This is a genomic window from Pseudarthrobacter sp. As-47, assembly GCF_058215595.1.
On record NZ_CM177088.1, the window covers coordinates 1,493,377 to 1,507,751 of the forward strand.

11 protein-coding genes and 2 riboswitches are annotated in these 14,375 nt (G+C 65.9%); of the genes, 7 read left to right on the forward strand and 4 right to left on the reverse strand.

What is annotated here, in order from left to right:
• The first annotated feature begins 56 nt into the window (after nt 1-56).
• Together AC4BCK_RS06840 and AC4BCK_RS06845 are read left to right on the forward strand one after the other, a co-directional pair.
• Nucleotides 57-845, forward strand: a complete 789-nt coding sequence (locus AC4BCK_RS06840) for a DeoR/GlpR family DNA-binding transcription regulator (protein ID WP_174179561.1) — start codon at nt 57-59, stop codon at nt 843-845.
• A 188-nt stretch (nt 846-1,033) separates the two neighbouring features.
• Nucleotides 1,034-1,813 carry a CPBP family intramembrane glutamic endopeptidase gene (locus AC4BCK_RS06845; protein ID WP_310109661.1) on the forward strand — a complete coding sequence of 260 codons (780 nt, stop codon included), beginning with the start codon at nt 1,034-1,036 and terminating at the stop codon, nt 1,811-1,813.
• 78 nt (nt 1,814-1,891) lie between these two features.
• On the opposite strand, the gene AC4BCK_RS06850 is transcribed toward AC4BCK_RS06845, so the two are convergent.
• The 3 genes from AC4BCK_RS06850 to AC4BCK_RS06860 all read right to left on the reverse strand — a co-directional run bounded on the left by AC4BCK_RS06850 (nt 1,892) and on the right by AC4BCK_RS06860 (nt 6,463).
• Nucleotides 1,892-3,622, reverse strand: a complete 1,731-nt coding sequence (locus tag AC4BCK_RS06850) for an HNH endonuclease signature motif containing protein (protein WP_490566775.1) — start codon at nt 3,620-3,622, stop codon at nt 1,892-1,894.
• A 228-nt stretch (nt 3,623-3,850) separates the two neighbouring features.
• Entirely contained in the window at nt 3,851-4,489 is a 639-nt protein-coding gene (locus AC4BCK_RS06855; protein WP_174179567.1) for a VOC family protein, read from the reverse strand.
• Nucleotides 4,490-4,624: 135 nt separating this feature from the next.
• Nucleotides 4,625-6,463 (reverse strand): S8 family serine peptidase, encoded by a 1,839-nt coding sequence (locus AC4BCK_RS06860; RefSeq protein ID WP_363960207.1) that lies wholly within the window; start codon nt 6,461-6,463, stop codon nt 4,625-4,627.
• A 252-nt stretch (nt 6,464-6,715) separates the two neighbouring features.
• Nucleotides 6,716-6,832: riboswitch (SAM riboswitch) on the forward strand.
• A gap of 42 nt (nt 6,833-6,874) precedes the next feature.
• On the opposite strand from AC4BCK_RS06860, the gene AC4BCK_RS06865 reads away from it, so the two are divergent.
• From AC4BCK_RS06865 to AC4BCK_RS06880, 4 genes are all read left to right on the forward strand, one after another.
• Nucleotides 6,875-8,200: a bifunctional o-acetylhomoserine/o-acetylserine sulfhydrylase gene (locus tag AC4BCK_RS06865; RefSeq protein ID WP_363960210.1), complete on the forward strand. Its 1,326-nt coding sequence runs from the start codon at nt 6,875-6,877 to the stop codon at nt 8,198-8,200.
• 98 nt (nt 8,201-8,298) lie between these two features.
• Nucleotides 8,299-8,414, forward strand: a riboswitch (SAM riboswitch).
• 12 nt (nt 8,415-8,426) lie between these two features.
• The gene (gene metX / locus AC4BCK_RS06870) at nt 8,427-9,542 is read left to right on the forward strand and encodes a homoserine O-acetyltransferase MetX (protein WP_174179571.1); all 1,116 of its coding nucleotides are present in this window, start codon (nt 8,427-8,429) and stop codon (nt 9,540-9,542) included.
• A 181-nt stretch (nt 9,543-9,723) separates the two neighbouring features.
• Complete coding sequence (locus AC4BCK_RS06875; protein WP_377086816.1) at nt 9,724-11,106, forward strand: MFS transporter; 1,383 nt, start codon at nt 9,724-9,726, stop codon at nt 11,104-11,106.
• 113 nt (nt 11,107-11,219) lie between these two features.
• A complete protein-coding gene (locus AC4BCK_RS06880; RefSeq protein ID WP_174179575.1) occupies nt 11,220-12,338 on the forward strand; it encodes an alcohol dehydrogenase catalytic domain-containing protein in 1,119 nt (372 codons plus the stop codon).
• A 57-nt stretch (nt 12,339-12,395) separates the two neighbouring features.
• Here the strand turns inward: AC4BCK_RS06880 and AC4BCK_RS06885 are convergent, their stop codons facing one another.
• A complete protein-coding gene (locus AC4BCK_RS06885; protein ID WP_174179577.1) occupies nt 12,396-13,295 on the reverse strand; it encodes a LysR family transcriptional regulator in 900 nt (299 codons plus the stop codon).
• A gap of 134 nt (nt 13,296-13,429) precedes the next feature.
• On the opposite strand from AC4BCK_RS06885, the gene mmsB reads away from it, so the two are divergent.
• On the forward strand, nt 13,430-14,332 hold the full coding sequence (mmsB, locus tag AC4BCK_RS06890; RefSeq protein ID WP_251424790.1) for a 3-hydroxyisobutyrate dehydrogenase: 903 nt from the start codon (nt 13,430-13,432) through the stop codon (nt 14,330-14,332).
• The last annotated feature ends 43 nt before the right edge of the window (nt 14,333-14,375 follow it).

Below are 14,375 nucleotides of genomic sequence, written 5' to 3' on the forward strand. Positions count from 1 at the left end.
TGTTATGATCATAAAACGTCATCTGGAGTGGTGGCTTGAGTACGTGGAGGCCCTGCATGACCCGCACTGACAGATTGACGGCAATCCTTGACCTCCTTGCACGGACCGGCCAGGTGGAGGTCGAAGAGATTGTCAGCACCCTGAACGTGTCCCCAGCCACCGCCCGGCGCGATCTGGACAGCCTGGCCAAGCGCCGGCTCCTCACCAGGACCCGCGGCGGCGCCACCACGGGAGCCCTTGCCTACGATTTGCCCGGCCGGTACAACCGCGATGACCACGCCGAGGCCAAGGAGCAGATTGCCCACGCTGCCTCTGCGCTGATAGCGCCCGGTGCCGTGATCGGATTGTGCGGCGGGACCACCAGCACAGCGCTGGCACAGATCCTGGCCACGCGCGAGGACCTCAACGCTCCATCCAACCAGCCCACCCTCACAGTGGTCACGAACGCCATTAACATCGCTTCGCAGCTGGCGGTCCGGCCCAGCATCAAAGTCATGGTCACGGGAGGGATCCTCAATCCACGTTCCTACGAGCTGGTGGGTCCCTATACGGACATCATCATGCAGAAGGTGGTGCTGGACATCGCCTTCATCGGCGTGAACGGCATTGATCCCGAAGTGGGGCCAACCAATACGGGTGAGGGTGAGGCCTCCGTCAATGCCCTCCTAGCCAGCAGGGCACGGGTTTCCTACGTCCTGGCGGACTCGTCAAAGGTCGGAGTGCGTGCCTTTGCCACCATGGACGGGTACAACTTCACCCGGCTGATCACAGATTCCGGGATCTCGGCGAAGGACAAGGCCGCCTTCGAAGCCAATGGCACGGAAGTGATCGTCGCCGCCGGCTGAGCAGCTTTGGCTGGGCGGCACCGGCGGCGCGGCGCTGGCTCGTCGCCACCGGATGGGAGGCACTGGCTGGCGTCCCGGGCCCTGCGGATCCAAGCCTGACGGATCCCTTGGAGGCAGCCGGGCAGGTACCCGCGTGACACTGGATGGGCAATCAGCCCGGATCCAGAAACTGAAGGCAAGATGGGAGCATGCTGGTTCCCTCCCGCCGTCGCCTTAGGTTTGAAGTCTGGATTGTCCTGGGCCTGTCCCTGGGCCAGTCTGCTGTGTACTCCGTGGTTCAGCTCTTGGACAAGATGACCCGTGCACCGCTGGCGGAAGGCACCTCCACACTCAACCGCTCGCAGAGCACCCGGGAATACTTCGACCTGACGTACCAGCTGCTGGATATCCTTTTCGCGCTGGTTCCGGTGCTGCTGGTGCTCTATTTCCTTACCGACCATCGGCAGGCGGCGTCCGGCGAAGGCGGCAATACGGGGTCAGCGTTCCACAAGCTTGGCTTCAATTTTGCCCGCCCCGGCCGGGATCTGCTCCAGGGCCTGGGTTTGGCGGCGCTGATCGGCGTCCCCTCCCTGGGGCTTTACGCCGCAGGCAGGGCGCTGGGGATTACCACGGCCATCATCCCCAGCGCACTGGACGCGTACTGGTGGACGGTGCCGGTGCTGATCCTGTCCGCGATGCGCCATGCCGTGGTGGAGGAAGTCATCGTGGTGGGATACCTGATGAACCGCTTTGGGAAGTTCGGCTGGAGCATTCCGCTGTCCATCCTGGCGAGCTCGCTGCTTCGCGGCACCTACCACCTGTACCAGGGCTTCGGTCCTTTTATCGGCAACGTGGTGATGGGGATCGTCTTCGCGTGGCTCTATACCCGAACGCGGCGGGTGATGCCGCTGGTCATTGCCCACGCGCTGCTGGATATTGTGGCCTTCGTGGGCTTCAGCCTGTTCGGCAAGGCAGTCGGGCTGGGCTGAATCCTTGGGGGCGACGGCGGGGGATTGATGGGCACGACTGCGGGGCCGGTGGGCACAACGACGGGCATCAGGTGACATCTAGGTCAGTACCGGTTCCACTTCCCTGAGCGGGTCCTCCGCCAAGACGGGCGGGGCAGCGTAGAAGTGCTCCCAGAGGCAGTCATCAGCCGGGATGTCGTCAGGGTCCACAAGGTTGTCGCCCGCAGGCTCCTCCGAAGGAGGTAGTAATTCCTCCGGTGGGGGTTCTGGCCACGGAAGGTCGCCAGCGAGGCAGCCACGAGCAGCGGGCACGGGCGGGCAGGGCTGCTGGCGGTGTTCTTGCCCCCTGAGACGTTCCCGGCGCTGCTCCTCTGGTTTCAGGTGCGCGGGCATGGCCGAAAGGGCAGACTCTGGCCAGTGGGGTGGTTCCCAGTCCTGGTGTTCGCTTGTGTAGTGGCGTCCGGTGGGTGAGGTCCAGCCGGGTGGTTGGTTTTTGGTGGCTGGTGTCGGTGTCCAGCCGCTGGTGTGCCGGAGTTTGTGGTGTTTCGGGCAGGGCTGTCCCAGGTTGCTGATCCCGGTGGTCCCGCCGTGGTGCCAGGCGAGGAGGTGGTCTGCCTCATTATCCAAAGACGGGTTGCTGCAGCCGGGGAACGGACACTGGCCGTCGCGAAGCCGGAGCCAGTTCCGCATCGCCTTGGTCACCCGGTAGCTGCTCCGCCCGATCTCCAACGGCGCCCCGTCCCGCGGATCAACCAGGACCCGGTAGAACGAATCAGCTCCGTCAGCGACCAGGTCCCGTGCCATCGAGGCTGGGATGGGGCCGAACCCGTCCAGCACCGCCGGCTCCTCCGTCAGGCCCATCAGCGAGAACACCGGCACGGTGACCAGGACCTGCGCCCGGATTGACGAAGACGGGGTGGTATCCGTTCCGGCACCTGCACCTGTACCTGCACCGGTGCTGGTGTCTGCCGGGACGTTGGGACTGTCGGTACTCCCGCGACTGCTGCTGCTGGTGTTGGTGCCGCTGGTGAGGATGGCTTCGGCGAAGGTGTCGGCGCGGAGTTGGGTGAGGGTGCGGGCCTCGTGGGGGCCTTGCATTCCCCGGGAGAGGGCGTTTAGCCGGTTCCAGCCTGCCATGGCCTGGTCGGCGGGGAGGCAGGCCGAGAGCCAGGCCATGCCGTCCTGGTCAGGCCGGTATTCGATCCGCCGGTCCGCCGCGGCCTTGGTATGGCGTTTCCCGATGGATTCGGTGTGGTGGCGTTCACGCCAGGTCCGGGCTTTGTGCCGGAGCCGGTGCGCCGGCATCTCCCCGATCGTGGCTGCGGCGGCTGGCCGTGGTGTGTCCGGGTCCAGGAAGTGGGCTTCCAAGGCGGCGACCCCGGCCGGGTCCAGGGTTGCGGCCTCGTCCACCATGACCCGGGCGTGCTGCCACGAGATCGTGCCGGCGTGCAGGGCCGCGAGGGTCAGCGGCAGGGTGGTGGTCAGTGCGTGGGATACGGACAGGAACGCGCTGGCGGCCCGCGGCCCGAGGGCCAGCACGCACCCGATCTCCGCGGCCACAGCCATTTCCTGTGCCTGCACCGGCATTCCGGGAGGGGCCAGGGCGTGGGCGGTGTCGGCGTACTTCATGGCAGCGCGGGCCTTCAGGCCTGCAAGCCCGGCTTCGGCCTCCCTGGCGCCGGCGAGGATGTCCAGGCTCCCGTCCGCCAGCCCGGCCAACGGATCAGCGGCCGGGAACGGCTCCGAACCGCACGCGTCCACCTCCGCGTTGAGCACGGCAAGGGCGGCCCTGATATCCGCAAACGCCGTCTCCACCGCTTCCCTGCCCATACACCCATCATGGCAAGGGGGTCCGACAATGACGTTTGGCCTAGGGCAGCCGGGAGATAGCACAGTGGCGTCCTGCGCATTGGAACGCAGCTAGGAGACGAATTCGGCCGCCATCGGCGGGTGACGCCGTTGTCACCTGCTGATGGCGGCCGAAGCTTTGTCGGGCAGAAGGCATTTCCTGCCCATGTTGGTGCCCGGACGTGGACGCCCGGGCAGGCGGGCGGAGCGTCAGATGGTGACTGCCCCGTTGGCGGTCTCGAATGTCACTGAAAGGATCCCGGGGGTTCCGTGCGGCGCCACCCACTCCACGGCTACGTCTTCCAGCGGCTTCTCCACTGGTTCACCCAGCCACTCGGTCACCCGGGCTGCCGATCCGGCAATGGTGAGGCAGCTCATCTTGACGTTGCTCTCGTAGGCGTTGGACGGGTGCAGGGAAGGGTCGCCCTCCCACTTGAGCATGTACGGGACCTGGGGGTCGGCGATCAAGCCGAGGATGCCGATCTGCTTCCACACGAGTTCGCGGCCGTCAGGGAATTTGCGGTTGCCGTTGACTGCCGAGCGTCCCAGGCGTTCCTCGAAGGGGGCGAGGTCGTCCACTTCGACGCACCAGCCCATCCATCCGCCACCTGCGGCGGAGCGTGCCCGCACTGCCTGGCCAAAGGGGGCCTTGTCAGAAGCCGGGTGGTCCAGGACCTCAACGACCTCAAGGTACTTGTGCCCCGCAAGCGGGATGATCATATTCCGGGTTCCGAACCGCGGGTGCACTCCACCCTTCACTGCCTCAACTCCGAGGGCAGAGGAAATACGTTCGGTGGTGGCAGCCAGGCCATCGTGTTCACAGGCGTAAGAGACGTGATCCATGCGCATGGCAACATCTTGGCACTTTGTGATCGGGCTCTCAGCTAAGGGTAGCCTTACTGGGATTTTTGGCGGCAGCCGTGCTCGAATTCCCTGCTGACAACGGCCGGGAATGCGCGCTTATGGACCGGTCTGGCTTGCACCCTAAAGCCGGTCGGTCCATATGCTTCCGTTGGACCAGTAGATGATGCCGTTGTCGAAGCGCTGTGCACGAGTGGACGCATTCAAGGAGTACTCATCGGTGACCGGGCGCCCGATGAAGAGATAGCCTCCCCTTCGCTCGTACTCCCATCGGATGGCCCCTTGCAGCAGCCTGGTTCCGTACTGGGGTGTGAAATAAAAGGTTCCGCCCTGAAAGGCTTGGACGGCGCCTCCCTCATACCAGCGGCTCTCGTCGGACACAGGATAACCGGCTACTCCGGTCTGCCCTCCCTTATTCCACCACGCCTCCCGGATTCCGGCTCCGATGTAATGCAGGCCAATCTGCGGTGTGTAGTACATCGTTCCGTTCGTGAAGTGCTGGGCTATGGCTCCGCCGCCTAGAGGTTCCTCGTCCCGGATGGGGTAGCCCGCGTCATGCCCGTTGAACCACTTCTTCTCAATTGCTCCCCACAGCGGGTGTGCCCCACCTGAAGGAGACCAGAAAATCAGGCCATGTTGGAACTGCTGCTGTGCCCCGCCTTGGACGGTCTGCTCCTGGCTGGTGGCAGCGCCCAGCTGCGACGCCGGTCCGCCCATTGAGTAGTACTTGGCCCCGATCGCGCCCCCCACTGCAAAGGCGTTGACCGAAGCTGACGGGGCTTGGAGCAGCCGGTTCGGCGTTCCACTTCCGGTTGCTGTAATGGTTCCCCCGAACGCGGAAGAGACCAGCCGATCAGCCACCTGCCCAGGTGTCAAAAGGGGGTTGCCGGACAGGATGAGTGCGGCAGCGCCAGCCACATGGGGGGTGGCCATGGACGTTCCGCTGAGTGAGGCTGTGGCCGTCGTCGACGTGTGCCAGGTGGAGCTGATGCCAACGCCGGGAGCATAGAGGTCCACGCATTTGCCGAAGTTGGAAAAAGAGGCCTGACGATCCGAAGAATCGCTGGCCGCCACTGTGACGGCGGCGGGGGTGCGGGCCGGGGAAGCCGTGCAGGCGTCCACAGCGTTGTTTCCGGCTGAGACGATGGCAGGCATGCCGTTGGAGATGATGGACTGGACTGCTGCGTCGAGCACGCTGCTGGTGGGGCCGCCGACACTCAGGTTGACGACGGCGGGAGTGCCAGGCCGGTGTTGCCCTGCAATCCAGTCGAGCCCTGCGATGATGTCCGAGTAGAGGCCGGAGCCATCACACGCCAAAGCCCGCACCGGAATGAGGGTGGCGGACTTGGCCACACCATGGACGGTGCCGCCGATTACTCCTGCCACGTGCGTGCCATGTCCGTTGCAGTCGCTTGATCCCAAGCCGTCAGCCTTGAATGTCCACCCCGCCGTGACACGGCCGCCGAAATCGACATGTGACGCGAGGATCCCAGTGTCCACGACGTAGACCCTGATGCCCTGGCCGGTGCCAGCAGGAGTGTAAGTGGTGGAAAGGGGAAGAGCCTGCTGGTCAATCCGGTCGAGCCCCCACGGGGCGTTGCGCTGCGTCTCGGAGACAGTGACGGCGTGGTCCGGCTCCACTGCTGCCGCCCGGCCGGAGCGGAGCAGGGCGGCAGCCTGCGCCGCGCTGGCCTCGATGGCGGCGCCCTTCACGGCCTTCGTAAATGTCCGGGTGACACCGATTCCCTGGGCGCGGAGGGCCGCCGCCTCGGCCGGGACGTCCCTTCCCGGGGCGAATTGGACAAGGTAGCGGCCGCCGTCGTTTGCCGGCGAGGCAACAGGCGCAGCGGGGGCGGCGTCCGCGGCGGGTGCCGGCCAGGACGCTGCTGCCACCGCGCTTGAGCAGAGGGCGACGGCGGAGAGAAGGACGGCGCGACGTGCCAGGCGCAAGAACTGGGGCAACGGAATGTGTTCCTTTGGTGTCTGAGGAGAACTGCCGGGTGACGATTTCCCGGCTCAAATCTAACGGAGGACCGGCGTCAAACGGCCAAACTTCGCGCAATCCTGCGCATCTCCTGTGGAACCTTGGGAAATCAACATCCGGGGCCTCTCCACCCGCCCTGCGTGAGGACAATCCCGCCCCGGACCAGGGCCGGAAGTCACAACCGGTCACACTCATGGCGGCGGACACCCGCTGTTCCTACACTGGGCTCAGGTCATGAGCGCCAGCGCCAAGCCCCGGCTCGCTGGCCGGCAACCCTCCTTCCGCGGTGGGGTGCCCCGGGTGAGGACCTGGCAGTCCGGTAAACGGCCGGATGGCAAGCGCGGCCCGCGGTGCTTCGAGCATGCCGGGCCCAGTCAAAGGAGCCTTAATTGTCCAACGGATGGTCATTCGAAACCCGCCAGATCCATGCAGGACAGGAGCCGGACAGCGCCACGGGCGCCCGGGCACTCCCTATCTACCAGACCACGTCCTTCGTGTTCCCCAGCGCCGAGAGCGCCGCCAACCGCTTCGCCCTTGCTGAACTGGCACCCATCTATACCCGCATCGGCAACCCCACCCAGGAGGCCGTGGAACAGCGGATCGCCAGCCTTGAAGGCGGGCTGGGGGCACTGCTGCTGAGTTCAGGCCAGGCGGCCGAGACCTTCGCCGTCCTCAATATCGCCGAGGCGGGGGACCATATCGTTGCCAGCCCCAGCCTGTACGGCGGGACTTACAACCTCTTCGCCCACACCCTGAAAAAGTTCGGCATTTCCGTCACCTTCGTAGCGGACCCGGACAACCTCGACCAGTGGCGCACAGCAGTGCAGCCCAACACCAAGCTGTTCTTCGGCGAAGTGGTGTCCAACCCCCGGCAGGACGTCCTGGACATCGAAGGCATCTCCCAGGTGGCACACGATGCCGGTGTGCCCCTCATCGTGGACAACACCTTGTCCACCCCGTACCTGATCCGGCCTCTGGAATGGGGAGCGGACATCGTTGTCCATTCGGCAACCAAGTACCTGGGCGGCCACGGCTCCGCGATCGCCGGCGTGATCGTGGACTCAGGCAACTTCGACTTCGGCAAGGACCCCGCAAAGTTCCCGGGCTTCAACACCCCGGACCCCACCTACAACGGGCTGGTGTACGCCAGGGACCTCGGCAAGGACGGTGCCCTGGGCGCCAACCTGTCCTACATCCTCAAGGCCCGCGTCCAGTTGCTCCGGGACCTGGGCTCCGCCGTCTCCCCGTTCAATGCATTCCTGATCGCACAGGGCCTTGAGACGTTGAGCCTGCGCGTGGAACGGCACGTTGCCAACGCCGCGGAAGTGGCGCGTTGGCTGGAAGGAAGGGACGACGTCGAATCCGTCGCCTATGCGGGGCTGCCCTCCAGCCCGTGGTACGAGCGGGGCCGCAAGTATGGCCCCAAGGGCACGGGCGCGATTGTGTCCTTCAACCTCGCTGGCGGAGCCGAGGCCGGCAAGCGCTTCGTGGACGCGCTGGAGCTGCACTCGCATGTGGCGAACATCGGCGACGTCCGTTCCCTTGTCATCCACCCGGCGTCGACCACCCACAGCCAGCTGACCCCGGAGCAGCAGGCTGTTGCCGGCGTAACCCCCGGGCTGGTCCGGTTGTCCGTGGGCATCGAACACATTGATGACATCCTGGCGGACCTGGAAGCAGGCTTCCGGGCAGCGAAGGACGCTACCGGAGCCTAGCCGGACGCCCAGGGAACCCACTGCGGCGGCAAGCCGGGGAAGTCACAACCAGTCACACTCTTGGCAGCAGGCGGGGGCTGTTTCGTACACTCGAACAAGGTCATGAGTGCCAGTGACAGCCCCGGCTTGCTGGCCGGCAACCCTCCTTCCGCGGTGGGGTGCCCCGGGTGAAGACCTGGCCTGCCGGTCATTCGACGGCGGGCAAGCGCGTAGAAGAGGTCTTGCCATGACGGTTACCGTCACCCGTACCACCGTCCCCGAACACGGAATTGTCCGCTATGCCTCCGTTGGGGGGCTGGAACTTGAAGCCGGCGGCTACCTGCCCGACGTCACGCTGGCCTACGAAACCTGGGGCACCCTTAACGCGGATGCCAGCAATGCCGTCCTGATCGAACACGCGCTGACCGGCAGCACCCACGTGACCCGCGGCGACACCGACGAACCGGGCTGGTGGGAGCAGCTGGCAGGGCCGGGTGCGCCCGTGGACACGGACCGTTTCTTTGTGGTGTCCATCAACATTGTGGGCGGCTGTTACGGGTCCACCGGTCCGTCGTCGCCGGCACCGGACGGGGCTCCCTGGGGATCCCGGTTTCCCCTGGTCACGCTGCGGGACAGCACTGTGGCAGAGGCCCGGCTGGCTGACCAGCTGGGGATCAGGAGCTGGTTTGCGGTGCTCGGAGGTTCCATGGGCGGAGCCCGCGCACTTGAGTGGGCCATCACGTTCCCGGAGCGGGTGCAGCGCTGCGCGGTGATTTCCGTGGGGGCCGCAAGCACGGCCGAGCAGATTGCCTTCGCCCAGGCGCAGACCCTGGCGATCCGCCAGGATGCGAATTTCAAGGGCGGCGACTATTACGGCGGTCCCTTCCCGGAGGACGGGCTGGCCCTGGCCCGGCGGATCGCGCACATCACCTACCGCTCAGCGGCGGAACTCGAAGGCAGGTTCGGCCGCGAACCGCAGGCTCCGGAGTCGCCCTTGCAGGGTGGTGTCCTGGCCGCCCGCGGACGCTACCAGGTGGAAAGCTACCTGGACCACCAAGGAAACAAACTGGTCCGGCGGTTCGATGCCAACAGCTACATCGCCATCACCGAGGCCCTGATGAGCCACGACATCTGCCGGGGCCGGGGGCCGCTTCCCGAGACCCTGGCGCGGTCGGGTGCGCGCTTCTTTGTGGCAGCCGTGGATTCTGACCGGCTCTACTTCCCGGCCCAGTCCCGGGAACTTGCCGCCGCCCTGCCGGGAGAAGTGGACGTCCACGTCATTGAAGCTCCGATAGGCCATGACGGCTTCCTGACCGAAATAGGCCAGCTGGGCCGCCAGCTCAGGGCGCACCTTTCGGCTTAAGGCTGCCCCTCACAGGCAGGTAAATGTGCATTTATGCAGATAGCCTCTGCATGATTCGCCGTTGAGCTTGGCGTTCAGGCGGACCATACTCGTTGGGACCCGGCGGTTCGTGGCCAAAATCACACGTATCCGCCTCAGACTGTCCCAGTGGTGTCGAAGAAGATGCCGAAGGAGTTCATCAATGAGTACGGAAAAGTCCGCCGCGCGGCGGCCCGAGGAAACCGACGTCAAGTCCTCAGGCCTGAAGAAGGTCGTCACGGCCTCCATGGCCGGCACCGTGGTTGAGTGGTACGAGTTCTTCCTCTACGCCTCCGCCGCCACTCTGGTGTTCGGCAAGCTGTTCTTCCCCAACTCCGGAACCGAGCTGGACGGCATTATCGCAGCCTTCGTCACCTATGCGGTCGGCTTCGTTGCCCGCCCCATCGGCGGCATCGTCTTCGGCCACTTCGGCGACAAGTTCGGCCGCAAGCAGCTGCTGCAGCTGAGCATCATCCTGGTGGGTGTTGCCACCTTCCTCATGGGCTGCCTGCCGACCTTTGCGCAGATCGGCTACTGGGCGCCGGCGCTGCTGGTGTTCCTGCGCTTCGTCCAGGGCTTCGCGGTGGGCGGCGAATGGGGCGGCGCTGTGCTCCTCGTCGCCGAGCACAGCCCGAACAAGTCCCGCGGCTTCTGGTCAAGCTGGCCGCAGTCCGCTGTCCCCATGGGCAACCTGCTCGCCACCGCCGTGCTGTTCACCCTGTCCTCCACCCTCTCCCCGGAAGCCTTCCTCGGCTGGGGCTGGCGCGTAGCCTTCTGGCTCTCCGCAGTGATCGTCATCATCGGCTACTACATCCGCACCAAGGTCCAGGACGCGCCGATCTTCCTGGAGGCCCGCAAGGAAGTCACTGTCGAGAACAAGGGCTACGGTGTTGCCGAAGTCTTCCGCCGGTACCCTCGCGGCGTGTTCACCGCCATGGGCCTGCGCTTCGCGGAGAACATCCTTTACTACCTCGTGGTCACGTTCTCCATCACCTACCTGAAGGTGGTTGTGCAGACGGACACCTCCCGCATCCTGCTCCTCCTGCTGGTGGCACACTTCATCCACTTCTGCGCAGTACCCCTGGTGGGCAAGATGTCCGACTCCCTGGGACGCCGCCCGGTATACATGGCCGGTGCAATCCTCGCCGGAACCTGGGGCTTCTTCGCCTTCCCCATGATGGACACCGGCAATGACATGGTTATCCTGGCGGCCATCACCATCGGCCTGCTGTTCCACGCCCTCATGTACGCCGGCCAGCCGTCCATCATGGCCGAAATGTTCCCCACCCGCATGCGGTATTCGGGCGTTTCCCTCGGCTACCAGGTGACCTCCATCGTGGCCGGCTCGCTGGCGCCCATCATCGCCAGCTCGCTGCTGGGCAGCTTCGGCTCGTCCGTTCCGGTGGCGTTCTACCTCCTGGGCGCCTGCGTGGTGACTGCGATCTCAGTGTTCTTCCTCAAGGAAACCCGCGGTATCTCGCTGCATGACGTTGATGCCGCCGACGCCCAGGGCACCGCCGACCTTCTGGCCGCAGCCAGGAAATAGCCGTCAGGAAGCAGTCCCCACGGCACAGCATCACGGACACGGCAGCTGCCCGGACCTGCACGCAGCGCAGGGCCGGGCAGCTGCCTGTTGACAACCATAAAGTCAGGAACACCATGCGAGCAGCAGTCCTCTATTCCACAGTCCCTCCCGGCACCAGCTATGCCGAAGCGCAGCCGCTGGTGGTCCAGGAGCTCAGCCGTCCCGAACCCCGCGCCGGCGAGCTGGGTGTCACCGTCACCTACTCCAGCCTGTGCCACTCAGACCTGTCAGTCGTGGACGGATCCCGCGTCCGGCCGCTTCCCATGGCACTGGGGCACGAGGCCGTGGGACGTGTGGCGGCGGTGGGTGAGGGCGTCACCGACGTTGCGGTGGGGGACCACGTTGTCCTCGTTTTCGTCCCCAGTTGCGGTTCCTGCCGCGCCTGCCTGGCGGGGCGGCCCGCGCTCTGCCACCGGGCAGCGGAGGTCAACGGCTCCGGGGACCTTCTGCACGGCGAGGCGCTGCTGCGCACGCCTGCGGGGGAGCGGATCAACCACCACCTGGGGGTTTCGGCGTTCGCGGATTACGCGGTGGTGGCCCGCGAATCAGTGGTGGTGATCGACGACGACGTCCCCGACACAGTCGCGGCGATGTTCGGTTGCGCCGTGCTCACCGGAATGGGTGCCGTCCTCAACACGGCCGACATCCGGGAGGGCCAGTCCATCGCCGTCTTCGGTCTCGGTGCCGTGGGGCTTTCGGCCGTTATGGCTGCCGCGCTCGCCGGTGCCTCCGCCGTCATTGCCATTGATCCGAACACGGCCAAGCACGGACTTGCCCTGAAGTGTGGGGCAACCGCGGTGGGGACTCCGGAGGACGCTGGCCGCCTGATCGCGGAAGCCGCCGGTGACGGTGTGGACATCGCGGTCGAGGCCGTGGGCTCGGCAAGGGTGATTGCGTCCTGCCTCGGGCATGTGACGAGGGGCGGCGCCGTGGTTTCCGTCGGCCTGCCGCACCCCACCGCGGAGCTGACGGTGCCTGCGCTGCAGTTTGCCGGCGCGGGCAAGCGGCTGCTGGGCTCCTACATGGGCGATGCCGTCCCGGACCGGGACATTCCCCTCTACCTGGGGTACTGGCGCGAGGGCAGGCTCCCCGTTGAGCTGCTGCACACGGACACCAGGCCCCTCGCGGAGATCAACGAAGGCCTTGATGCCCTCGCAGCCGGGCAGGTGGTGAGGCGGCTCTTCCAGGCGTGAAACCGGCACGCCGGCCACCACCCGGGCTTGTCAACAGCGCAGTGTCCCAACAGCAGCTCAGGCGGCCAGCAGATCCTGGCGCTCCGCCACCTCATGCTGGAGCGCGCCGATCACGGCCTGCACCCGCGCGGACCGCAGCGACTCCGGGCGGGCCACGGCCCAGATGGGGACCTGGCGCTGGAACGCTTCGGGGAGTACCGGAACGAAATCCGGGTTGCGCGCCACCATGAAGTTCGGCAGCAGCCCGATCCCGGCGCCCCGGCGGACCGCCTCGACTTGGGCAAAAATGCTCGTCGCCTGGAAGCTGGACTTCGGCATCGGCAGCTGCGAGGACCGGTGCCCCAGTTCGGCTACCTGGAGCGCCGACTCAACGTAAGAGACGAAGCCGTGCTGCCCCACGCCGTCGGGCGTTCCCGGCAGGCCGTGCTCCGCCGCGTAGGCGGGGCTGGCGTAAAGCCGGAGGAAGTAGTTGGTCAGGAAGATGGCCTGGGCGTTGCTCACGTCGGTGCGGCCCACCACCACCTCAAGGTCCACGCCGGAGCGGTTCTGGCTGACCCTGCGCGTGGCGCTCAACATTTCCACGTTCAGCAGTGGATGCCGCTGTTGCAGGCGGACCAGCGCGGGCGTGACGAATTCGGCGCCGAAACCGTCCGAGGTGCTGATGCGCACCATGCCGGAGAGAGCGTCCCGGTCCTGGCTTGTGGCAGCGGCCAGTGAACCCAGTGTTTCCTCGATCCTTTCCGCCGCGGCGACGGCCGAAGCTCCGAGCTCCGTCAGTTCCCACCCATGCGGGCTTCGCTCCAGGGTGCGGCCGCCCAGCTGCCTGTCGAGGGCCAGGATCCGGCGCGAAATGGTGGTGTGCGTCGTGCCCAGCGTTTCGGCGACGGCGTTGAAACGCCCCAGCCGGGCCACTGTCAGCAGGATCAGCAGGTCGTCCGGACTCGGCAGCTGCGCCATCCCTGCCTCCCATCTATGTGCATCAGTGCACATGCCATCTGTGATTTTTTCCCTTGATTGCACTATAGCGGGGTGTGATGGTGGACACAGACTTTACGGCCGCCGGCCGGAGACAAAGCAAAGGAGCTTAAGCCATGGCAGTAATCGGTTGGATTGGTTTGGGGAACATGGGCGGGTCCATGTCGACGAACCTGGCAAAGGCCGGGCATGACGTGAGGGGGTTCGACCTCAACCCGGCAGCCTTGGCCGCGGCAGAGGCCGGTGGGGTAAAGCCCGCGGGGAGCATCGCCGAGGCGGTCGCGGGCGCGGACGCCGTGTTCACCATGCTTCCGAAAGGCGAGCACGCCAAGGCGGTCTACCTGGGCGGCGACGGGGTGCTGGCGCACGCCGATACCCGTACCCTCCTCATCGATTCCTCCACCATCGACATCGCAGCCGCGAAGGAACTGCACGACGCCGCCGCTGCCGCCGGCTTCCGCTTCGTCGACGCCCCGGTGTCGGGCGGGATGAGCGGCGCCAAGGCAGGAACGCTGACGTTCATGGTGGGCGGCGAGGCGGATGCAGTGGCCGACGCCAGCCGCTTCATCGAGCCGATGGCCGCCAACATCATCCCCACCGGGGGTGCCACGACGGGACAGGCGGCCAAGATCTGCAACAACCTGATGCTCCTGATCAACCTGGCGTCCACGGCCGAGGGTGCCGTGCTGGCGGACAGGCTGGGCCTGGACAAGAAAGTCTTCTGGGACATCGCCTCGGTTTCCTCCGGAGACAGCTGGGCCCTGCGCACCTGGTACCCCGTACCCGGTGTCGTTCCCACTGCCGCATCCAACAACGGCTTCGCACCCACGTTCACCGCCGAACTGGCGAACAAGGACATCGGACTGGCCATCAGCGCCGCGGAGGACACGGGAACGCCGCTAGAAATCGGCCGGCATGTGCAGCAGCTGTACCAGCGCCTTATCGACGCCGGTGACGCCGGCAAGGACTGCTCCATGATCATCAAGCTTGCCGACGGCTCGCTCGATGCAGCGAAGTAGCTGTTTCCGCGAACCCGCCGTCCACACCACAGCCATCTGAACG

What these genes read in the sequence shown, in the direction of transcription:
- AC4BCK_RS06840 (WP_174179561.1), top strand. Translation starts at nt 57, where the DNA reads ATGACCCGCACTGACAGATTGACGGCAATCCTTGACCTCCTTGCACGG.
- AC4BCK_RS06845 (WP_310109661.1), top strand. Translation starts at nt 1,034, where the DNA reads ATGCTGGTTCCCTCCCGCCGTCGCCTTAGGTTTGAAGTCTGGATTGTC.
- AC4BCK_RS06850 (WP_490566775.1), bottom strand. Translation starts at nt 3,622, where the DNA reads ATGGGCAGGGAAGCGGTGGAGACGGCGTTTGCGGATATCAGGGCCGCC.
- AC4BCK_RS06855 (WP_174179567.1), bottom strand. Translation starts at nt 4,489, where the DNA reads ATGCGCATGGATCACGTCTCTTACGCCTGTGAACACGATGGCCTGGCT.
- metX (WP_174179571.1), top strand. Translation starts at nt 8,427, where the DNA reads ATGACGGTTACCGTCACCCGTACCACCGTCCCCGAACACGGAATTGTC.
- AC4BCK_RS06875 (WP_377086816.1), top strand. Translation starts at nt 9,724, where the DNA reads ATGAGTACGGAAAAGTCCGCCGCGCGGCGGCCCGAGGAAACCGACGTC.
- AC4BCK_RS06880 (WP_174179575.1), top strand. Translation starts at nt 11,220, where the DNA reads ATGCGAGCAGCAGTCCTCTATTCCACAGTCCCTCCCGGCACCAGCTAT.
- AC4BCK_RS06885 (WP_174179577.1), bottom strand. Translation starts at nt 13,295, where the DNA reads ATGGCGCAGCTGCCGAGTCCGGACGACCTGCTGATCCTGCTGACAGTG.
- mmsB (WP_251424790.1), top strand. Translation starts at nt 13,430, where the DNA reads ATGGCAGTAATCGGTTGGATTGGTTTGGGGAACATGGGCGGGTCCATG.